The sequence below is a fragment of the Silvimonas amylolytica genome (assembly GCF_014645555.1).
Lineage (GTDB): Bacteria > Pseudomonadota > Gammaproteobacteria > Burkholderiales > Chitinibacteraceae > Silvimonas > Silvimonas amylolytica.
In genome coordinates, this window is sequence record NZ_BMLY01000008.1 from 1 (window position 1) to 21,864 (window position 21,864).

At 56.5% G+C, this 21,864-nt stretch carries 18 protein-coding genes and 1 pseudogene; 9 read left to right on the plus strand and 10 right to left on the minus strand.

What is annotated here, in order from left to right; all coding sequences use genetic code 11:
• The 3 genes from IEX44_RS18340 to rpmG all read left to right on the plus strand — a co-directional run.
• The coding region (locus tag IEX44_RS18340; RefSeq protein ID WP_308423813.1) for a DNA translocase FtsK at positions 1-285 on the plus strand (285 nt) is incomplete at its 5' end.
• A gap of 427 nt (positions 286-712) precedes the next feature.
• Positions 713-946, plus strand: coding sequence for a 50S ribosomal protein L28 (gene rpmB, locus IEX44_RS18345; RefSeq protein ID WP_184099167.1), 234 nt, complete (start codon positions 713-715; stop codon positions 944-946).
• A 14-nt stretch (positions 947-960) separates the two neighbouring features.
• Positions 961-1,116 (plus strand): 50S ribosomal protein L33, encoded by a 156-nt coding sequence (gene rpmG / locus IEX44_RS18350; protein ID WP_184099169.1) that lies wholly within the window; start codon positions 961-963, stop codon positions 1,114-1,116.
• A gap of 113 nt (positions 1,117-1,229) precedes the next feature.
• Here the strand turns inward: rpmG and IEX44_RS18355 are convergent, their stop codons facing one another.
• Complete coding sequence (locus IEX44_RS18355) at positions 1,230-2,117, minus strand: LysR family transcriptional regulator (protein WP_188697572.1); 888 nt, start codon at positions 2,115-2,117, stop codon at positions 1,230-1,232.
• 264 nt (positions 2,118-2,381) lie between these two features.
• Here IEX44_RS18355 and IEX44_RS18360 point away from each other — a divergent pair, with 264 nt between their 5' ends.
• Positions 2,382-2,693, plus strand: coding sequence for a DUF485 domain-containing protein (locus IEX44_RS18360; RefSeq protein ID WP_188697575.1), 312 nt, complete (start codon positions 2,382-2,384; stop codon positions 2,691-2,693).
• Positions 2,690-4,375 carry a cation acetate symporter gene (locus tag IEX44_RS18365; RefSeq protein WP_188697579.1) on the plus strand — a complete coding sequence of 562 codons (1,686 nt, stop codon included), beginning with the start codon at positions 2,690-2,692 and terminating at the stop codon, positions 4,373-4,375. Before IEX44_RS18360 ends, IEX44_RS18365 begins: the two co-directional genes overlap by 4 nt.
• A gap of 140 nt (positions 4,376-4,515) precedes the next feature.
• On the opposite strand, the gene IEX44_RS18370 is transcribed toward IEX44_RS18365, so the two are convergent.
• Complete coding sequence (locus tag IEX44_RS18370) at positions 4,516-5,175, minus strand: aquaporin (protein ID WP_188697582.1); 660 nt, start codon at positions 5,173-5,175, stop codon at positions 4,516-4,518.
• A 279-nt stretch (positions 5,176-5,454) separates the two neighbouring features.
• Here IEX44_RS18370 and acs point away from each other — a divergent pair, with 279 nt between their 5' ends.
• The 3 genes from acs (at position 5,455) to IEX44_RS18385 (ending at position 10,376) form a co-directional block, all read left to right on the plus strand.
• Positions 5,455-7,425 (plus strand): acetate--CoA ligase, encoded by a 1,971-nt coding sequence (acs, locus tag IEX44_RS18375; protein WP_188697585.1) that lies wholly within the window; start codon positions 5,455-5,457, stop codon positions 7,423-7,425.
• A gap of 202 nt (positions 7,426-7,627) precedes the next feature.
• Positions 7,628-9,646, plus strand: coding sequence for an excinuclease ABC subunit UvrB (uvrB, locus tag IEX44_RS18380; protein WP_188697588.1), 2,019 nt, complete (start codon positions 7,628-7,630; stop codon positions 9,644-9,646).
• A gap of 10 nt (positions 9,647-9,656) precedes the next feature.
• Positions 9,657-10,376 (plus strand): pseudouridine synthase, encoded by a 720-nt coding sequence (locus IEX44_RS18385; RefSeq protein WP_188697591.1) that lies wholly within the window; start codon positions 9,657-9,659, stop codon positions 10,374-10,376.
• Positions 10,377-10,451: 75 nt separating this feature from the next.
• Here IEX44_RS18385 and efp read toward each other — a convergent pair whose 3' ends face one another.
• Together efp and earP are read right to left on the minus strand one after the other, a co-directional pair.
• A complete protein-coding gene (efp, locus tag IEX44_RS18390; protein ID WP_188697593.1) occupies positions 10,452-11,015 on the minus strand; it encodes an elongation factor P in 564 nt (187 codons plus the stop codon).
• 112 nt (positions 11,016-11,127) lie between these two features.
• Positions 11,128-12,252, minus strand: coding sequence for an elongation factor P maturation arginine rhamnosyltransferase EarP (gene earP / locus IEX44_RS18395; RefSeq protein WP_188697595.1), 1,125 nt, complete (start codon positions 12,250-12,252; stop codon positions 11,128-11,130).
• A 633-nt stretch (positions 12,253-12,885) separates the two neighbouring features.
• On the opposite strand from earP, the pseudogene IEX44_RS18400 reads away from it, so the two are divergent.
• Positions 12,886-13,440: pseudogene (locus tag IEX44_RS18400) on the plus strand (FxDxF family PEP-CTERM protein); the annotation flags it as partial.
• A 160-nt stretch (positions 13,441-13,600) separates the two neighbouring features.
• On the opposite strand, the gene IEX44_RS18405 reads toward IEX44_RS18400, so the two are convergent.
• The 6 genes from IEX44_RS18405 to IEX44_RS18430 are packed head-to-tail and all read right to left on the minus strand — an operon-like array spanning position 13,601 to position 21,849.
• Complete coding sequence (locus IEX44_RS18405) at positions 13,601-14,863, minus strand: glycosyltransferase family 4 protein (protein ID WP_188697600.1); 1,263 nt, start codon at positions 14,861-14,863, stop codon at positions 13,601-13,603.
• Positions 14,847-16,160, minus strand: coding sequence for a nucleotide sugar dehydrogenase (locus IEX44_RS18410; protein WP_188697604.1), 1,314 nt, complete (start codon positions 16,158-16,160; stop codon positions 14,847-14,849). The genes IEX44_RS18405 and IEX44_RS18410 overlap by 17 nt, the downstream gene beginning before the upstream one ends.
• Before the next feature lie 46 nt (positions 16,161-16,206).
• A complete protein-coding gene (locus tag IEX44_RS18415; protein WP_188697606.1) occupies positions 16,207-17,112 on the minus strand; it encodes a glycosyltransferase family 2 protein in 906 nt (301 codons plus the stop codon).
• Positions 17,113-17,149: 37 nt separating this feature from the next.
• Positions 17,150-18,418 (minus strand): glycosyltransferase, encoded by a 1,269-nt coding sequence (locus tag IEX44_RS18420; protein WP_188697609.1) that lies wholly within the window; start codon positions 18,416-18,418, stop codon positions 17,150-17,152.
• 19 nt (positions 18,419-18,437) lie between these two features.
• A complete protein-coding gene (locus IEX44_RS18425; protein WP_188697612.1) occupies positions 18,438-20,375 on the minus strand; it encodes a heparinase II/III family protein in 1,938 nt (645 codons plus the stop codon).
• Positions 20,362-21,849 carry a lipopolysaccharide biosynthesis protein gene (locus tag IEX44_RS18430; RefSeq protein WP_188697614.1) on the minus strand — a complete coding sequence of 496 codons (1,488 nt, stop codon included), beginning with the start codon at positions 21,847-21,849 and terminating at the stop codon, positions 20,362-20,364. Before IEX44_RS18430 ends, IEX44_RS18425 begins: the two co-directional genes overlap by 14 nt.
• Positions 21,850-21,864 lie beyond the last annotated feature (15 nt).

A 21,864-nucleotide genomic window follows, 5' to 3' on the forward strand; every position in this document is an offset into this window, starting at 1 on the left:
GTGGAAGGCATTCTGAACGGCGGGCTGGACGCTGAAGCGGCGGCTGGCAGCAGCGGTGCACCGTGGGCCGAAGCCGGTGGCGAGGAAAGCGACCCGCTGTACGACGAAGCCGTCTCATTCGTGCTCAAAAGCCGTCGTGCCTCCATCTCCTCCGTCCAGCGGCAACTGCGCATTGGCTACAACCGGGCAGCCCGCCTGATTGAGCAGATGGAAAACGCAGGTCTGGTGAGCGCCATGGAAAGCAACGGCAACCGGACGGTACTGGCGCCAGCCACCGGGGAGTGACCTTCTGCGGTTGGCCAGACAAAAAGCGCCGGGGAAACCTGGCGCTTTTTGTTTTGGGTGAGCGTGATCCGCTGCCCGTGCCCGAAGACAATTTGAAAAGCGTTTGATCACACCAGGACGGCGAGCATGGGTAAAACGTGGGATTAACGGCATTTCGTCACAAATATTTAACAGCCAAGCCACACTTGCTCTCGCAACTATTCCCAAATGCGCCTTCCCGCTTTAGCATACGCGTCCGACATCACGAAACCGGGCGCCAAGGGCCAAAGCGGCAACGCATCTGGCCTGGACCGACAAGACTTAACTGCTTGTTTACACAGCACAGCCCTGTCGCGTGTAGAATATGTCGCCCGCTGATTTGGCTTGAACAAATAGACCAAGTCGTGATATAAATCGTGTTTTTTCCAGAAGTCAGGGAATCCTAACCATGGCACGTGTATGCAAAGTCACCGGCAAGCGTCCGATGACCGGGAACAATGTTTCCCACGCCAACAACAAAACCAAGCGTCGTTTCCTCCCGAACCTGCAATCTCGCCGTTTCTGGGTTGAAAGCGAAAACCGTTGGGTGCGCCTGCGCGTATCCAATGCTGCCCTGCGCACCATCGACAAGAACGGCATTGATGCCGTCCTGGCTGACCTGCGCGCCCGCGGCGAACTGTAACCAGGTAAACGATCATGCGTGAAAAAATCAAGCTCGAATCCAGCGCCGGTACCGGTCATTTCTACACGACCACCAAGAACAAGCGCACCACTCCCGAAAAACTCGAGATCAAGAAGTACGATCCGGTTGTTCGCAAGCACGTGATTTACAAGGAAATCAAGCTGAAGTAATTCAGCTGCGTCGTTGGCTTTTCCAACGGCAAACGGATTCCCTGGTCCCGTGCCGGAAATAAAAAACCCGCTCCTTGAGCGGGTTTTTTATTTGTCGCGCCATCCAGCAGCGCTCATTCCGGCATCCAGACCTCGCGCAGGGTATCGAGCAGCATGGCAATCATGGGGTCATTTTGCCGCTCTGCCGAATACAAAAACTGCAATGGTGCAGAGATGGCAATCTCGCCACCGCGCCACAGCACAATCGACCCGTCTGCCGCAAACCGCCGCGCTGTACGCTCTGCCAGCAGCGAGATGCCCAGACCCGCCTTCACCAACTCCACCAACGTGCCTTCGTCGTCAAATTCTCCCACCCGCTTGGGTGCGATATTGTGCGTGCGCCACAACTCCTGGGTAATGCCACACAGGCTCATGAATTGCGACAAACCCAACCAGGGCAGTTTGCCCAGGGTTTTCCAGTCAGACTCATGATGTTCATGCCCCATGGCCGCCGGCATGGCAACGCAAAACCCCAACTCCGCCAGTGGCACCGTGTTGACGTTCTGAAACGGGTTGCGACCAAAGTAAAAGCCGCCATCGAGCATCTTCTTGCGTACGTCATTGAGAATCACGCCGGAAATGCCATGCGTGGTCTGCACCGTGATCAGCGGGCAGCGTTGGCGCAGCAAAGCCAGCCACGGACCAATACGCAAGCGCGCTGGCACACCCACGGTGCCGATACGAATCTTGCCACGCGGCTCGGCTGACATGGATTTCGCGCGATACAGCATGTCACGCGAAACCGACAGGATATGCTCTGCATCCGGCAAAAACGCCTTGCCAGCTTCCGTCAGTTGCACGCCGCCCGGGTAGCGCTCAAACAGCGACATACCCAGCTCTTCTTCTAGCGCTTTAATCTGCGCGGTGACCGCGGGTTGGGAAAGATGCAACAACTCGGCCGCCTGCGTCAGGTGCCCCTGCTGTGCAACCGCAACAAATGTACGCAGTTGATAGATTTCCATATGCCCGATTATTGCGCAGATCGCTGGCGGACGCCGCAAAGCTGTGCGGCATGTAGTTGCAATCAAGCAACTACGCCACTTTACGTAAGATTCGTGCAACGCAACATAAGCAATCCTGATTTCGCACATCAGAATTTGCAATTAGCTTATGCCTGGCGCTACTCATACATTAGCCGTGGGCCTTGCACGCATGAGTCCAACACGTCGGGAGAACGTGCTCATGCACCATTGCAGGGTATTCCGCACCGATGAGAGGAGAGCAACATGGATGACCAGGTGATTCAGAGAATCCAGGACAATCCCAAGTTTCACGAACTGGTACAGAAGAAAAGCAGTTTGAGCTGGTTGTTGACGTTGGTGATCCTGGTGGCCTATTTCGGGCTGATCCTGATGATTGCCTTTGAGCCTGCCGTACTGGGCGCCCCCGTTTCCGCAGGCGGGGTCATGACGCTAGGCATTCCGCTTGGCCTTGCACTGATCGTACTGGCTTTTGTACTGACCGGTATTTACGTGCGCCGCGCCAATAACGAGTTTGATCAGCTCAATCAACAACTTGTCGAGGATGCACGTCGATGAAAACAGGTATCGTCAACCGCCTGGGTCTGGCTGCGCTGACCCTTGCTGCCAGCGTACAAACGCTGGCAGCCGGTGCCATTGAAGGCCCGGTCACCCAGCGTTCCACCAATTGGCACGCCATCATCATGTTTGTCATTTTTGTCGCGTTCACCCTGGGTATTACCTACTGGGCTGCGCGGCGTACCCGTTCTGCCAAAGACTTCTATGCGGCCGGCGGCGGTATTACCGGTCTGCAAAACGGGTTGGCGATTGCAGGCGACTACATGTCTGCCGCGTCATTCCTGGGTATTTCGGCCATGGTGTTCACCAAGGGTTACGACGGCTTGATCTACTCCCTGGGCTTCCTTGTCGGCTGGCCGCTGATTACGTTCCTGGTGGCCGAACGCCTGCGTAACCTGGGCAAATACACCTTTGCCGATGTTGCCTCTTACCGCCTGCAGCAAACGCCGATCCGCACGTTTGCGGCCGTGGGTACGCTGGTGGTCGTGACCTTGTACCTGATTGCCCAGATGGTGGGCGCCGGGGCATTGATCCAGTTGCTGTTTGGCCTGCCGTATTCCTATGCGGTAGTTATCGTCGGCGTACTGATGGTGCTGTACGTAACCTTTGGCGGCATGCTGGCTACCACCTGGGTACAGATCATCAAGGCAGTCATGTTGCTCGCCGGTGCGACCTTCATGGCCTTCATGGTGCTCTCGGCGACAGGCTTCAGTCTCGATAACCTGTTTGCTGCAGCCATCAAGGCTCACCCCAAGGGCGCAGCGATCATGGCACCGGGCGGCACGACCCCGATTGAAACCATCTCTCTGGGCGTCGGCCTGATGTTCGGCACGGCTGGCCTGCCACACATCCTGATGCGTTTCTTTACGGTGAAAGACGCCAAAGAAGCACGCAAATCTGTCTTCTTTGCGACCGGTTTCATCGGGTATTTCTACATCCTGACCTTCATCATCGGCTTTGGCGCAATCATGCTGGTCATGGGCAAGCCGGAATACACCACCACCGTGATGGAAAAAGGCAAAGCGGTGACGCAACTGATTGGTGGCGCCAATATGCCAGCCATTCACCTTGCCAACGCCGTCGGCGGTGACTGGTTCCAGGGCTTTATCTCGGCTGTGGCCTTCGCCACCATTCTGGCCGTGGTGTCGGGTTTGACCCTGTCTGGCGCATCTGCCGTATCGCACGATCTGTACGCCAACGTGTTTGCCCGTGGCCATACCAACGAAGCCAAGGAAATCCGTGTCTCCAAGTACGCCACGCTGACGCTCGGTGTGATCGCCATTTTGCTGGGGATCGCCTTCCAGAAAACCAACGTGGCATTCATGGTCGGTCTGGCGTTCTCGGTGGCAGCCTCGGCCAATTTCCCGGTGCTGTTCATGTCCATGTTCTGGCGTGGCCTGACGACCCGTGGTGCCGTCACTGGCGGTTCGATCGGCCTGATCTGCGCCGTCACCATGATCGTGACTGGTCCGACGGTCTGGGTGAAGATTCTGGGCAATGCCGCCCCGATCTTCCCGTATGACAACCCGTCGATCTTCTCCATGCCACTCGCTTTCTTCGTGATCTACCTGGTTTCCAAACTGGATACCAGCGCCGCTGCCCAGCGCGAACATGCCGCCTTCCCGGCCCAGTTCGTCCGCTCGATGACAGGCGTGGGCGCCGAAGGTGCATCGAACCACTAAGCATCTGAAAGCAAGCAGTACCGTAACAACGGGATGGATGGAGTACACGAGACCTCAAAAGAAGGTACGACACTGCAAACAAGAAGAAGAAACGAAAACGCCCCGCAATGCGGGGCGTTTTCATTGGCAAGACGCCGGGCTCAGTGCTGGCCCAGAACCCGCCGATGGACAATCCCCGCAGCAACGCCTGCCACAGCCGGCGCGGCAATAAACAACCACAATTGCGCCAGCGCCTGGCCACCGGCAAACAACGCTGGCCCCAGGCTACGCGCCGGATTTACCGAAGTGCCAGTCAGCGGAATCCCCACCAGGTGGATTGCCGTCAATGTCAGGCCGATGGCCAGACCTGCCACCAGACCGTTATCCACCCGTGAAGTGGTCCCCAGGATCATCAGCACAAAAATGAAGGTGGCCACAAACTCAAACACCAGTGCGGCTTGCAGCGCGCCCGGGGCAAACATGTTCTGGCCAAACTGCCCGGCATGTGCCCCCATGCCGGAAGCGATCAAATAGATCACCCCTGCCCCAGCGAGTGCCCCAAGGCATTGCGCCACGATGTAACCCGCTGCATGGCTCAGTTGCATGCGACCTGCCACCCAGGCGCCCAGCGTAACCGCCGGATTCACATGCGCACCCGACAGATGACCAAAACCATACGCCACAGTGACGATCGCCAGACCAAACGCCAGCGAGATCCCGGCGTAACCAATGAACTCGCCCGCAAATACTGCAGATCCACAACCCAGTAACACCAGAATGGCCGTCCCCAAAAACTCGGCGCCCAACGCTTTGCGTGCCATGATTTCGCCTTTTCCTTTGCTTGAAAAACCGCGAAATCTAGCAATCCGATCAAGACCGATCCATGTAAATCCGGGCGCTTGTGATATGCCAGACGCAAGCAGAATGGCATTCTCAAAATGCATCCTCCCCGCCATCGATACACCCATCCTGATGCTGCACCGCACTATCAGCGGAACTGATTCTCCGCATAAAAAAACACGATTGGATTGCTTGCGGCGTGCCGTTTACAGTCGGCATACACAAAATTACCTACGTTGGCGTGCAAAAAAGGAAAACTCATGAGCACTATCGATTCTGTCCTCCAGGAAAACCGCCTGTTCCCGCCGTCTGAAGACTTTCGCATCAAAGCCAATGTTTCTGGCATGGAGGGCTACAACGCCCTGTGTGAGAAAGCCAATAACGACTACGAAGGTTTCTGGGCTGAACTGGCACGCGATCTGGTGACCTGGAAGAAACCGTTCAACAAGGTACTGGATGAAACCAATGCGCCATTCTTCAAATGGTTTGAAGACGGCGAGTTGAATATCTCTTACAACTGTCTGGATCGCCATCTGGATGCACGTGGCGACAAAACCGCCATCATCTTCGAGGCCGATGACGGTTCGTCCAAACACATCACCTACCGCCAGTTGCACGCTCAGGTATGCCAGTTTGCCAATGCGCTCAAGGCACAAGGCGTCAAAAAGGGTGACCGCGTTGTCATCTACATGCCGCACAGCATCGAAGCCGTCGTCGCCATGCAGTCATGCGCACGCATCGGCGCGATCCATTCTGTCGTGTTTGGTGGCTTCTCTGCCGGCGCACTGCGTGACCGCATTCAGGATGCCGCAGCCACTCTGGTCATCACCGCCAATGAAGGCGTGCGTGGCGGCAAGCCGGTACCGCTGAAGGCCGTGGTGGATGAAGCCTTGGGTCTGGAAGGCAGCGAGTCGATCAAAAACGTGATCGTTTACCGCCGAGCCGATCATGACAATGTCGCCTTCAAGGCCGGTCGTGATCTGTGGTGGCATGAACTGACCCAGAGTCAGCCGGCGCAGTGTGAGCCGGAATGGATGAACGCAGAAGATCCGCTGTTTATCCTTTATACCTCTGGCTCAACCGGTAAACCCAAAGGCATTCAACACACGACGGGGGGCTATCTGCTGGGCGCGCTGGTCACCATGAAGTGGGTGTTCGATTACCGCGAAGGCGACGTGTACTGGTGTACCGCTGACGTAGGCTGGATTACCGGCCACAGCTACGTGTGCTACGGCCCGCTGGCCATTGGCGCCACGCAAGTGGTATTTGAAGGCGTGCCGACCTACCCGGATGCTGGCCGTTTCTGGAGCATGATCGCCAAACACAAGGTCACCACGTTCTACACCGCGCCGACGGCCATCCGTTCGCTGATCAAACTGGGTGCTGATCTGCCCAAACAGCATGATCTCTCAAGCCTGCGCATCCTGGGCACGGTGGGTGAGCCGATCAACCCCGAAGCGTGGATCTGGTATTACGAAGTCGTTGGCGGCAGCCGCTGCCCGATCGTCGACACCTGGTGGCAAACCGAGACCGGTGCCAACATGATTGCCCCGTTGCCCGGAGCAGTAGCAACCAAGCCAGGTTCTTGCACTCTGCCACTCCCGGGCATCATGGCCGACATCGTCGATGAAGCCGGCGCGCCGGTTGACCCAGGCAAGGGCGGTGCACTGGTCATCAAGCGCCCGTGGCCGTCCATGGTCCGGACCATCTGGAATGACGCCGAGCGCTTCAAGAAAACGTATTTCCCGGAAGAATTCAACGGCAAGCTGTATCTGGCCGGTGATTCAGCCCACTTCGACGAGAATGGCTACATCTGGATCATGGGCCGTATCGACGATGTGTTGAATGTCTCTGGCCACCGTCTGGGCACCATGGAAATTGAATCCGCCCTCGTTGCCAACCCGTTGGTGGCAGAAGCTGCTGTGGTCGGCAAACCGCACGAAATCAAGGGTGAAGCCGTGGTCGCTTTTGTGGTGCTCAAGCAAGCTCGCCCGGAAGGCGAAGAAGCCAGGCGCATCGCCAAGGAACTGCGTGAATGGGTCGCCCATGAGATCGGCAAGATTGCCCAGCCGGACGAAATCCGTTTTGGCGATAACCTGCCCAAGACCCGTTCCGGCAAGATCATGCGCCGCTTGCTGCGCGTGATTGCCAAGGGCGAAGAGATTACCCAGGATGTGTCGACCCTGGAAAACCCGGCCATTCTGGATCAGTTGCGCCATAGCGCACTGTAAACAGCCAGCCTGAGTATTGCTGTCGACCGACCTCGGCAGCCCATCATGACCCCATGTTCGCATGGGGTCTTTTTTTTGAGCCACATCCGGCCACATCTTGCTTTGAAACCAACGTAGAACGATCGTTTCATTTGGTGCAACAAGGGCGTAGAATAACGCGCTTGTCATCGGCCCAGGTCCGCCCCGCGCGAAGGAGTGCCACGTGTTTGTTGAATTTCCCGGTTCACCTTACAAGTTGTTCCAGCCCTTTCCTCCGGCCGGTGATCAACCTGCCGCCATTGCCAGCTTGCTCGATGGGCTGGACGACGGCCTCAAGTACCAGACCTTGCTGGGTGTAACGGGTTCTGGCAAGACTTACACCATGGCCAACGTGATCGCGCAGACGGGCCGTCCCGCCATTGTCATGGCCCCCAACAAAACGCTGGCTGCCCAGTTGTACTCCGAGTTCCGTGAGTTCTTTCCGGAAAACTCGGTGGAGTATTTCGTCTCTTATTACGATTACTACCAACCCGAGGCGTACGTCCCCTCCAAAGATCTGTTTATTGAGAAAGACTCGGCCATCAACGAGCACATTGAACAGATGCGGCTTTCTGCCACCAAAGCCATGCTGGAGCGGCGCGACTGCATTATCGTGGCCACCGTGTCAGCCATTTACGGTATTGGCGATCCGTCCGAATACCACCAGATGATCCTGCACCTGAAAGAAGGTGAAACCCGCCCGCAGAGTGAGATCATCAAACGCCTGACGGGCATGCAGTATCAACGCAACGAAATGGAATTCAGCCGCGGGCATTTCCGTGTACGGGGCGATGTCATTGATATCTTCCCGGCAGAAAACGCCGAACTGGCCGTACGCATCAGCTTATTTGATGATGAGGTGGAGACCATCCACCTGTTCGATCCGCTGACCGGCCACATCAAACAGCGCATGGGCATTTTCACCGTCTACCCCGCCAGCCATTACGTCACGCCGCGTGCCACCGTGCTGCGTGCAGTGGACACCATCAAGGCCGAACTGAGCGACCGGCTGGCGTTCTATCACCGTGAAAACAAGCTGGTCGAAGCGCAGCGGCTGGAACAACGCACGCGCTTTGATCTGGAAATGCTCAACGAGATGGGCTTTTGCAAGGGCATTGAGAACTACTCGCGCCATTTCTCTGGCAAGAAAGCCGGAGAAGCGCCGCCGACACTGATCGATTACCTACCCAAAGATTGCCTGATGTTCCTGGATGAATCTCACGTGCTGGTCGGCCAGGTGGGCGCCATGTACAAGGGCGACCGCTCGCGCAAGGAAAACCTGGTGGATTACGGTTTTCGGCTGCCTTCGGCGCTGGATAACCGGCCTTTGAAGTTCGAAGAATTCGAACACATGATGCCGCAGACCGTGTTTGTTTCCGCCACGCCAGCCAACTATGAAAAAGAACACCAGGGCCAGGTCGTAGAACAAGTTGTGCGTCCGACGGGTCTGGTCGACCCCCGCGTGGAAATCCGCCCGGTGGGCACACAGGTAGATGATCTCTTGTCCGAGATCGGCAAACGCGTTGCCGTGGGCGAACGCGTACTGGTGACCACGCTGACCAAGCGCATGTCAGAACAACTGACCGAGTACCTTGGCGAACACGGCGTGAAAGTGCGCTACCTGCACTCCGATATTGATACGGTCGAGCGCGTGGAAATCCTGCGTGACTTGCGGCTGGGGGTGTTCGACGTGCTCATCGGGATCAACCTGCTGCGTGAAGGCCTGGATATTCCGGAGGTTTCACTCGTGGCCATTTTGGATGCCGACAAAGAAGGCTTCTTGCGCAGCGAGCGCTCATTGATCCAGACCATTGGTCGTGCTGCACGGAATCTGAACGGCACGGCGATTCTGTATGCCGACGTGATCACAGACTCAATGAAGCGCGCCATCGACGAAACCGAACGTCGTCGCGCCAAACAGGTGGCATTCAACGAAGAACACGGCATCGTGCCGCGCTCCGTATCCAAGCGCATCAAGGACATCATCGACGGGGTTTACAACGCCGAAGAAGCTGCGGCAGAGCGCCTGGAAGCCAAGCGTCAACGCGTCGTGGCCGAGATGGATGAGAAAGACCTGGCACGCGAACTCAAGCGCCTGGAGAAAGACATGATGACAGCCGCGAAGAATCTCGAATTCGAAAAAGCCGCACAGCTGCGCGACCAGCTCAAGACGCTGCGCGAACGCGCGTTTGGGCACGACTGACACGGCTGGCATGCTGCAGATCATTTATCAGGATGAAGATCTCGTCGCCATCCACAAGCCTGCCGGGTTGCTGGTACACCGCTCGATGCTGGACCGGCACGAAACACGTTTCGCCGTCCAGTTATTGCGCGACCAACTGGGGCGACGGGTCTATCCGACACACCGGCTGGATAAAGGGACATCAGGCCTGCTCTTGTTCGGGCTGACGCCAGAAAGTGGGCGCGCCCTGGCGATGGCATTTGAAGCGCAGAGTGTGGAAAAGAAATACCACGCCATTGTGCGCGGCTGGCCCGCAGCAACCGGCGTCATAGACCACGCGCTCGCCAAACAGCTCGATGAGTCTGAAATCCGCAATGGCGCACCACAAGGCCCTATCCAGCCGGCGTGCACGCACTTTGAACGATTAGCGATCACTGAGCAGCCCTGGACGGTTGATCGTTATCCACACACGCGCTATGCATTGATGGCTCTGGCGCCCGTAACAGGGCGGCGTCATCAGTTACGCCGCCATATGAAACACATCAGCCACCCCATCATCGGCGATGCCACTTATGGCAAAGGCATCCACAATCGCAAATTTGCCGAAGAACTGGGTGTAAACAGGCTGTTTCTGGCGTGTAGCGATATGCAGTTCTCCCACCCGATCACGGGAGAAACACTGTCACTGCACTGCCCGCTGGCCGAAGAGTTTGCCGCAGTGATTACCGCATTGGGCTGGGCCGTACCGTAACAGACCACAGCGGGCCAGATCAGGACGTAAAAAAACCCGCCATTGGCGGGTTTTTTTCTGATACAGCAACAACGATCAGGCGCGACGCTTGAATTCGTAGGTGCGGGTATCGATTTCAATCTTGTCGCCGATTTCAACGAAAGCAGCAACCGGGATCTCAACCGTGGAGCCCTTCAGCTTGGCAGGCTTCATCACCTTGCCGGACGTGTCGCCACGGACGGCAGGTTCGGTGTATTCCACTTCGCGCACGATGGTGGTCGGCAGCTCAACGGAAATCGCCTTGCCTTCGTAGAAGGTCACTTCACAGTGTTCTTCCATACCGTCAACGATGAACGCAGCAGCGTCGCCGACGTTTTCGGCTTCGACTTCGTACTGGTTGTATTCGGTATCCATGAACACGTACATCGGGTCAGCGAAGTACGAGTAGGTGCAATCTTTCTTGTCCAGAACAACAACGTCGAACTTGTCGTCGGCCTTGTACACTGCTTCAGACGGGCTGTCGTTCAGCAGGTTCTTCATCTTCATCTTTACAACTGCCGAGTTACGGCCGGACTTGTTGTATTCGGTTTTCTGTACAACGAGCGGTTGACCATCAACCATGATCACGTTGCCAGAGCGGACTTCCTGAGCGGTCTTCATTGCGAAAGTTTCCTGATTGCCTAAGGCAGGATGGGGTTTGCGAATGCTGCCCCGGCGCGCTTTTTACAGCACTCACAACGGGCGGCAAATAAAACTGAAATCTGTTAACCCGCTATTTTAACTTGGTTTTAGCAAATTTGACCAGATTGCCGGCAAGATTGCCAAGGCTATCCAGATGCGCTGACCAGGCGCGTGCCCGCAACTGCCACTGTGGCAGCAAAGCCCGCAACGCTGCCCATTGACCTGGCGCAAGATCACCCCGATTCCACGCCAGCCAGAACGCCCGCAACGCTTTCGCATCTTCTTCAGGCCAGCCCAGCGTGTATTGGTCAACGAATGCCAGCAACTTGGTTTCGTGAGCGGCATCGTCTTGCGGGTAGATATGCCACACGAACGGGTGCATCGCATGCTGGGCTCGTACAAAGCTGTCTTCACCGCGCACAAAATTCAGATCGCTACTCCACAGCATGTGATCGTAATCAGCCTGCGGCAGCATGGGCACTACATATATATTCAGTGCATCTCTCTGCACATGCTGACCCGGTGTCAGCACCCCCTGCCCGATGGCTGAGGCGACCTGGGGCAAAACCCGGCCCACGGGCACCAGTACATTGATGAGTTCGCCGCTGCCGCACAGTTGTTCAATCAACCTTGTGATGGCGTCGTTCTCGTAACCAAACAAGCTGATCGTGAGTGCATCTGGCTGCTTGACACCCAAGCCAGCCAACCACGAGGTGCGGTCCCGGGTTTGCCAGGTTGCCCGGGCAGCCAGCTGCGAGCGCTCAGCCAGCACGCCTCCGGTACCCGCAGCAAAGCCAGGAAAAAAGAAATACTTGTTCAGACCACCACCTTGCGGTGATGCCAGCCCATGGCAGCTGGCCACCCAATCTTCAGCAGACAGGTATTCCAGGTTCAGCCAAACCGGCGCCGTGGTGCGAGTACGCATGGCCACTTGTTGACTGTCGGGTAATTCGCAGCCAAAGGCCTCGATCACGATGTCGCTTGTATCCGCCGGCCGGGCATCCGGACGCCAATGGCAGACGCGCACGCCCTCCAGCACCTGTTCGTCAGCATCAGCTACTACCCGCGCGATATGACCAAATGCAACCAGATCATCCACCCAAAGGGTGACTTGCTGGCCGTATTCGCCACATAACTGACGTGCCAGGCGCCAGCAAACTCCGATATCGCCGTAGTTGTCGATTACCCGGCAAAACACGCTCCAGCTCTTTGTCATTCTCACACAAACCTTACACGAAACGGTTTTTGGCTAAAATAATACAATTTTGGTCTTTCAAAACCGATAAACGGCAATTTCCCGGAAAGCAACAATCTTACAAAATTTGGTAAGACTTAGGGAAGAAAACTAGAGTTTCTTACGTTTGTAAATCATGCTATTCATCAAGTAAATCACACAAACTAATTATTTATAAAGACTTTTTTTAAAAAAGTTCTTGTCAAAAATCTAGCGTTTGTAAATATTGCGTCGCAGCAAATATCATTCCAGTTTTTACAAACTTACAAACTCTTTCGATTTAAGTTAAATTTAATAAATAGTATTTGAAAGCAGTTTACTTACTTGTTAGAATTTGACCTGATGCGATGAGTCAAGGAACTCGTCAGTACATCGCAAGGTGACACGGCATTAGACCCAACAAAACATGTCACTGAGCCTGACCACGGGGGGGCATCCCGAGGATTCAGTCACAAGCAAGTTGCCCACTGCTTGAGACCGCTTTTAACCATACGTTTTTCCGGGCTCTAACCGGACCCGTTCTGCCGCGGGTCTTTTTAGCACTAAGCAACAACGAATCAGGAGAAGTGGGTCATGAAACTTCGTACTTTAGTTGCAGGTCTGGCCTTTATCGGGGCCGCTCAAGGTGCCTTCGCCCTCACGGTGTATCAGAGTGGCACCATTGATATCAACGGCAACATTCTGACCACCATCACAGATGCCGGCATTGCTACTCCGCCGGAACAGTTTGTGATCCAGAACTATGTCAATGGTCCGTCTTTTGACCAGTTCATCACCTTTGGTACCGATATCCCTTCCAAAGCTACCGCCGTTGTGTTCAGCCAGCTGGCCCTGGTCAATGCCCTGAACATCGCCGATGCCACCCTGAAACTGTGGGATGGCACCACCTTGATGGGCACACGCGGTCTGAGCACCACCCCGAGTGACCCTGGTACTGACTTCCCGGCAATTTTCCTGCCAGGCGTGACCTACACACTGGAAGTTGTTGGCACACTGAAGTCCGGCTCCACCCTGGGTGAGTATGGCATTTCGGGCACGCTGACTCCGGTTCCGGAACCAGAAACCTATGCCCTGATGGGTCTGGGTCTGGTGGCTCTGGTTGCTGCACGTGCACGTCGCCGCAAGCTGGGTGACTCCGCTCGCGTGGATACCACTGAAGTCGCTGCTTAAGTCACGTTTCGCCCTTCGGGGTGACACACACAAACGGGCCTGCGAATGCCGTCGCGGGCCCGTTTTTTTATGTGCGGGTATTGGAGCACAGTTTCCAACCACACATATCCAATAAAAAAGCCCGGAACCTCCCGGGCTTTTTTTCACACTGGCTGGCTCGTTACTCGCCGCGAGCAGCTTCTTTGGCGGGCTGCGGCGCGCTGATTTGCGCGGCATCCCGGGATGATGCAAACAAGGCATCGTAAGCCGCCAGAAGTTTCGGGGCTTCGTATTTCCACTCCAGCTCATTCATCACGCGCCGCTGGCCGTAATCCCCCATGGTTTTACGCAAGGCCGGGTCAGCCAGCAGGGTGAGGATCTTCTCGGCCATGTCCACTTCGTCGTTACGCTTGGCATACAAAGAAGCGTCTTGCGCCGAGAAACGGCCCTCGGTCAGATCAAACTGCACAATCGGTTTGGCCAGCGCCATGTACTCCATGATTTTATTCATGGTGGACTTGTCGTTCATCTCATTGGCCACATCCGGGTTCACGCAGACATCTGCCGTATTGAGCATTTCCAGCAATTGCTGGTCCGGCACGCGCCCGGTAAAGGTCACGTAATCAGCAATACCCAGCTCCTCTGCATAAGCCTGCATTTCATCCAGCGACGTGCCGCCCCCCACCAGCCCTAGCTGGATATCGGTGCGTTTCTTCTCTTTCACGATGTAGGCCATGGCACGCAACAGGTAATCAATCCCCTCTTGCTTGCCCATCACCCCAACATACCCGATCAGAAAATCCCGCCCTTTCTTGAGCGCAGGCACCGGCGGAACGGTACGCAGGCGATCAAGCTTGGGGCCGCTGCGCACCACATGCACTTTGGCCGGGTCCATACCGCCGCGTTCTATGGCAATGCGTTTGTACGATTCGTTGGTGGCTATCGACACACTGGCGGTTTTGAACGTCCAGCGCTCAAACAACACCATCAGCTTGTAGAAAAAATCCCGCCTGCCAAATTTGGCTTCGTACAGTTCCGGGTTGATGTCGTGATGATCAAACAAGAACTTCTTGCCAAAGAACAGCTTGAAAAACCCGCCGACCAGAAAAATCAGATCGGGCGGGTTGCAAGCATGAATGGCATCAAAACCACGGCTGAACAGTACTTTGAATGCCAGCCTGAACTCATGGAACAACGCGGCGGAATACTCCAGCAAATAGCCCTTGGCGCCTTCAGCCTCCAGCGGCAGTTCGTGGCGGTAGATATAAATATCCTCTACCACCTCGAAATGCTTTTCATAGCCTTTGCCAGTCGGGCAAATGATAGAGACTTCATACCCGGCATCGCGCAGCGTGGTGGCTTCCTGCCACACCCGACGATCAAACGGGGATGGCAGGTTCTCTACAATAATCAGTACCTTGCGAGTTTTACCAGCAGATGCCATCGTACTTGCCCTCCTCGCTCTTGTGATCCATCACGCGGACAAAGTCGATGATTTCCTGGTTGGGGCGCAGACGCGTGAAGGCATCCTGGAATTCGGCAGCATTGTTGCCGATCACCAGTACTTCGGCATGGTCGAGCACGGCATCCAGAGATTGCTCCATGATGCGCGAGATATGCGGGATCATATTGAAGATGTAGTCCCGGTTCGCGCCGGTCAGTGCAGCCAGGTTGACGTTGCGGTCATACAGTTTGAGGTCATAGCCCTTGCCGATCAGGCGTTCAATGACTTCGACAATCGGGCTTTCACGCAGATCATCGGTACCCGCCTTGAACGAGAAACCCAGCACGCCGATTTTGCGTTTGCCCTTGGCCGTAATCATGCTGTAGCCGCGTTCAATCTGGCGTTCGTTGCTGGGCAGAATGGCGTTCAGGATGGGCACATCCAGATCCAGGCTACGGGCCTTGTAGGTCAGTGCGCGCACGTCTTTGGGCAGGCAAGAGCCGCCAAACGCAAAACCTGGCTTGAGGTAATACGGCGATAGATTGAGCTTGGTGTCTTTGCAGAAAATGTCCATGACATGGTGGCTGTCAATGGTCAGGCTCTTGCAGATATTGCCGATCTCGTTGGCAAACGACACCTTCAGCGCATGCCACACGTTATCGACGTATTTCACCATTTCTGCGGTTTCGATATCGGTACGGATCAGCGGCGCTTTCAAGTCAGCGTACAAGGCTGCCAGCGCGTCGCCGCTCTTGCGATCTGTTTCGCCAATGACCGTTTTGGGCGGATTGCGATAGTCCCACACGGCCGTGCCTTCGCGCAGAAACTCAGGGTTATTGCACACGCCAAAATCCACGCCTGCTTTCTTGCCGGAATACTGTTCCAGCGTCGGGATTACCACGTCTTTCATGGTGCCAGGCAGCATGGTGCTGCGCGCCACGACAATGTGAAAGTCACTTTTCTCTTTGATTGCGAGGCCAATTTCTTCGCAAACCCGACGGACATAGCGTAGATCCAGCGCACCATTAAGCTGGCTGGGAGTCCCCACGCAGATGAACGACATTTCAGTCGCCAACACGGCAGCGTGCACGTCCGTGGTCCCACGCAAATGGCCAGCGCTGACGGCAGCAGCCACCATTTCGGCGATGTCTTTTTCAACAATGGGTGGCACCCCCTTGTTGATCAGTTCTACCTTGCCCGCGTTAGGTTCTACACCAATCACTGTGTGGCCTTCACTTGCCAGGCACCCGGCAGCCACCACACCCACATAACCCATACCAAAGATGCTGATTTTCATTTTCCTGTACCTCTTTTTAAAATAAAAAAATGATTCGGGAGCATGCTCATGCGCTGGCGCTGAGCATCTTCCAGAGTTTTCTGCCACGGTTACGGTTACGCCGGATCACGCCGCCAATGCGTTCACCCAGCAAGGCGGTCATGGCCGTTGTCGTAGAAAAGCCGGGAGCGAGTTGCTGCAAGATCTGCCGGTTACGCTTGATCATCTGCAAAGAGTTGGCCATTACGAAGTACTCGGTACGCCAGAACCCCTTGCGTGAACCGCCGGTGGACATCTTGACCGGGAGATTGACCTGCACGGCACGTGTGTCCAGCCACATGGGCACGCCCTGGGCACGTATGCGCAACATGAAGTCGGTTTCTTCGCGATAGGCATTGCCCTTGTAGATGCTGTCAAAGTCTTGCTTGAGTGCCTGTCCGGCTTCGATCATGAAGCAGTTCGGACATACCGCGACGTCAAGCAGGCGGTCTGCCACGCAATCAAAACGAAAATGCAAATGGCGCAGATTCACCACTTCCAGCGGGGTTTGCACTCGAAGACGACGCGCCGCAGCGGCAACGGCCGAGGTTTCGTTGTGGTTCATGTACACAGAGGCAGTACCAACCACGCTGCCAGGGTGGCTCTGCATGGTTTCCAGCAACGCCGTGATGGATCCGGGCAGGAGCACGGAGTCATCATCACCAAAATAGATGTACTGACCACGCGCCATCGCTTTGCCACGATTCTTGGCGGCCATCTGGCCCTGGTTATGATCCTGGCGCACATAACGGATACGGCTGTCGCTGGCCGTGAGCCGGGCAACGACCTCTTGCGTGTTATCCGGCGAGCAGTCATCGACCAGAATCAGTTCGATCACATGTTCTTGCAGATAAGTCGGCAACGTCTGTTCCAGCAGATGCGCGCGTTTGTAACTGGGAACCACAATACTGACGGTCGGTACCTGGGCTGACATTTTTACAAGTCTCTCCGGTCAGAAATAAACAAATCTGTCATTGCGCTGTTTCCTGGGGCTGCGGTGTGTCCCGCAGTGCTCCCGGGTGCTCACGCAGACTGGGCGCGGCCTGCAAAACAGGCAGAATGTCGGCAATGCGCCCTGGCAGAAAAAGTTGCCGCGCCCGTTGCCGTTGGCTGGACGCTCCTTCTGCAGAGGGCGCTTGCAACGCTTTGAGAATGGCCTCAGCAAAGGCTTGCGGTTGATCCGCCACCTGGAAGCAGTCCACTACTGTTTGCGGCAAACCCGCCAACCCCTTGGGGGTGCTGACAAGGTGAGCCGGGGTAAACAGCATTTCGACCGACTTCACATTGACGCCACTACCGGCAAACACCGGGTTGATCAGCACACGCGCGTCACGCAGTACCGGTACCGCATCAGCCGGGCTTTCGATCAACACCACGTGCGGTGTAGTGGCCAGCAACGCACGGATTTGTTCTGAAGGACGGTTGCCGGCAATAAAGATGCGTGCATCAGGACGCTGCCGCAGCAGCAAGGGCACGACCTCCTGAACAAACCAGCTGACTCCGAAGACATTGTTGGGCATGAACAAATTGCCCAGATAACCCACGTCGTAAGTCGCCGGAACAGTCAGCGGCGCACTCAGCGCGCTGGTCATGCCGGTATCAACCAGCGGCGGCAACCAGTAGCCGTGGGTAAGGCCCTCTTGCCGCCACCAGGCCAGGTCATCCACCGAGATATCGAAAAATGCCTGCGCCCTTTGCATGACCTTGAGTTCGAACTGACGAATGCCCTGATTGCGCAGGCCCCAATGCAAACGAGCCTTGGTTCCCTTCGCGCTGGCCAGTTGGTAACCGATATAACGGTGCTCAATATTTTGTGAACGGTAGAACAGCGGGGTTTTCAACGCATCGGCCAGCTTCAGGGCCACATCGCCACCAAACAGACCGTCAAGCCAGACCGCATCTGGCGCTGCGGCTCGTTCATTAGCGAGCAAGGCCACAAAATGCTTGCCCGACAAAGCACGCGCGCTAGCGCCCCAAGGCAATGAAAACAAGTTGGCCAATCGCCAGATTTTGCTGCTGCCACTTTCCTGAAAGGGGTAAACCGCAACGCTTTCGGCCACTTCCCGCACTTTGGCTACATAGCTGACCAGTGCAGCGTCATCTGCGGCGGCTTCATGCCAACACACAATGCGCACCTTCACACCGGCCTCTTTCAGCGCGCAAATCCGCCGCCACATATCTGCGGTGCCGCCATGATTGGGTGGGTATGGAAGTTCGCCACAAATAAAAGTCAATCGCATGAACCGTGTCTCACTAGCTTCAATTCAAAGGACTGAAACGGGTGACAAAACGCGCCGTAGCCGCATTGCCTTCCAGATAGATACCGGTCCGCGTCCAGGGCTTGACGGAATCAGGCACCGCCCCCACGAAAACGCGCTGCAAAACCGGCCCGGACACACTCAACCGATAACTGTGTGCACCGCATTGCAAAACCGCAGACCAGCTGCCTTGCACGTTGTACACAGCAGTGTTTTTCCAGTACGAAAACGCCGTAGAGGCCGGCAAGGCGTCGCTACCATTGGCTGCGGCATCGGCCTTCACCTGGCAATTGGTGTTGTAGGTCATCCCTAGCCGCGCCTGCGTAGGCTGCTGGCGGGTGATCTCGACCGTATCGGTGAGCTCCTCCCCGCGAATGGACACTTGGCGCTGGGCCGAAGCATCCTTGCGCCAGGCGGGTTGCGCAGCAGCGGCGGCGCTGTCCGTCAGGCTGACAAAACGCCCTTCGGCGGGATACGGCAGCTGCCCGTCACCCTCTTCCAGCGGCACGTTATGCGATGGTCCAAGGCGGAAGTACCGCGCATGCAACGGTGAGCCGTAACCGACCGTCCCGGGCGAGCGCAAAATCCAGTCGTCGCCATATTGCAGTTGCAGGTTCAAGCCTTCCTGGTGCGCATGCGAGCGGGACTTCTGCCCATAAACCAGCAGCGCATGCCATTGGCCATTGACCAGCTGGATGGCATCCAGCCCCGGAAAATGGGCCGTTTTAACAGCCGGGGCCGCTTCGGGCTTCGTGACCGCAGGCGGCGCGTCAAGGAGTGTGCTCCAGTCCCTGGTTTTTGCGGCATCCGCCAGCCCCATCCAGGTCGGCAAGACACGCCAGGATTGCAACCACAGCGGCCGGTTGGGGCTGGCCCGGTTGGGTTGCGTATCGTTCATGGCGGGGGTTACGCCGGGGCGGAAAGTCAGTTGTGCTGGCGCAATCATCAGGTTCTGTGCGCGCCAGAGCACATCTTTGAGCCCATCAAGCTGGTTACGCAAAGAGGCCGCCGTCAATACCGAGACCAGAGCCTGGACGACATATTCTTGATAAGACAGCGTGCCCTCAAACCAGAAGTCATCCGGTGACACGCCCGCATCCAGCAGCCCGCGCAAGCCCAACGGACCCTGCGTACCCGCCGCAATCCAGTCTTGTTTACCAAACTCCATGCCAGCCGCAGTGACTGCCGCGGACTCCCACACAGAGATGTTGTGCACCTGCCGGCGGGATTGCAGTTGCAAATCCACCATGGGCGCAAACAGATTGTTTTGCCAGTCGGTAATGCGCGATTGATCCACACCGCCGCGCAATAGCCGCACGATCTCGACCAGTGCAAACATCTGCACGGATTCATCCAGTGCCTGGCTAAACATGCGCGACTGGCCATTCCAGGTTTGCAGCGGGAACTTCTGGTAGTTACGGGCGTAGAAGTCCATCTGGGCGGCAGCCCAGTCGCGATAGCGGGTGTCCCCGTTCATCTTGTAAAAGCGCGCGGCATCCAGCATGCGATCAAGGTTGTACATGCGCGTCAGCGCGACCCATGCCGCGATCTGTTTTTGATTGCTGCCCGTCGCCGCCGGCATCGGTGTCGATGGCGTCCAGGTTAACCAGGCACCGGTGTTCAGATCCACATAGTCATGGCCCCAGCCCACAGCTTGAGCAGGATCATCGTGTTGATCTTTCATCCAGGCATTCAGCGCATAACGGCGCTGGTTGATGAAATCTTGCCAGGCTGGATCACTGCCCATCAGATTACGGGCACGGTTCCAGTCTTCCTGCGCCTGACGGGCTGGCGCGTACGGACCGCTGCCTGCCTTGACTTCAGCCATCCGCGCGCGCACTGCTTGATCGTCCTCTGCCGCCAGGGCAAGGCCCGGCAGCAGCAATAACGCCAGCAAGCCAAAGAGAACATGTCGGTGTGCCAGATCAGGCCGTGCCACGTTTCATGCTCCTCACAGTGGACAGCAAGGTCAGCAGGCGCTGACGGGCAAACAACCAAAGGGTGGCGATGTACAACACCACACCGGCGCAGCCTTTGAACACGAGCGCCATCAGGGCGGGCATGCTGGCGCACGGCTCTTTGAGCAATGCCACCCCTGCCGCCATCACCAGCACGGCCAAGGCAAACGGCATGATCCGTTTCAGTAGCTCCGGCAATGACAAGCCCAAGGCGGAACGCGTCAACCAGAAGCTCAGCGGCATGGGAACCAGCAGAGCCAGCACGTAGCCTTGAATGATCACCTGCAGGGAATACCGGTGAGAGAACCAGATGCTGATCAGCACAGCCACCGCTTTAAACGATGACAACATCAGCGAGTGCGATGGCTTGCCGCAAGCATTGAGAATGGTGCTGTCGTAATACTGGATCGACTGCACCGCACCCACCAGCGCCAGCGGAAACAGAATGTTTTCACTGCCAGCCCAACGTGCGCCAAACGCCACGTGACACATTTCCGGTGCCAGCACCGCCACGAGTATCCATACCGGAACGGCAAAGAAAACCGTCATGGACACCGACTGGTAATACGCCTCACGTAAACGAACCCGATCTCCGGCAATCCGCGAAAAAGCCGGCATGGCGACATCCAGCAAGACGGAAGCCAGCAACTGGGCAAAGATGTAATACAACTTGGAGCCCACGGAATACATGCCCAGCGCAACCACGCCCATCCAGAAACCCACGGCCAGATCCAGCACCCGGTAGGCCCCGAACTCGATCACGCGGATACCCAGAATATTGAGCCCGAACCGGCTCATCTGCCCCAGACCATTGAAGTCCAGTTCACGGGACGGATACCAGCGCGAACGCCACCACAACATGGCCAGATTCGTGACCGCCGCCACCAGCAATTGCGCGACCAGCGCCCAGACACCAAAGCCAAGGCTCGCCAGCACCACACCCACCACACCGCCAGCAATGGTCGAAACCAGACCGCGCATGGCCAGACGTTTGAACTGAAAATCCCGCCGGAACAACGCCAGTTGGCAAAAACCCAGCGCATTGATCAACAAGGAGAGGCTGCCAATCCGCAAAATGGAGATCAGCCCCGGAATGTTCATCGCATGTTCAATCACCGGTGCGAGCAACCAGATGCAGCCCACCACCACCAGGGACAACAAAAAGTTAACCAGAAACACCGTGTTGAGTTGCCCCTGGGACACATTCGGCCGCTGCACGATCGCATCGCCCAGGCCTTGATCAACAAACAGTTCAAGGAAAGAAAAAACAGCAAAAGCCGCGGCAAAGGCACCAATAGAGGCTGGCTCCAGCAAGCGCACCAGCTGGAAATAAATGACAAAACCAACCAGCCGGCCTCCCCAATTGCGGATTGCCGACCAGATCAGGCCGGAGCGCACCTTGCCGGCAACGGCATCCTTGCCCAGCACCGCGACTCCCTCGATCTGGCTGCTCATGCGAGGACCTCCAGG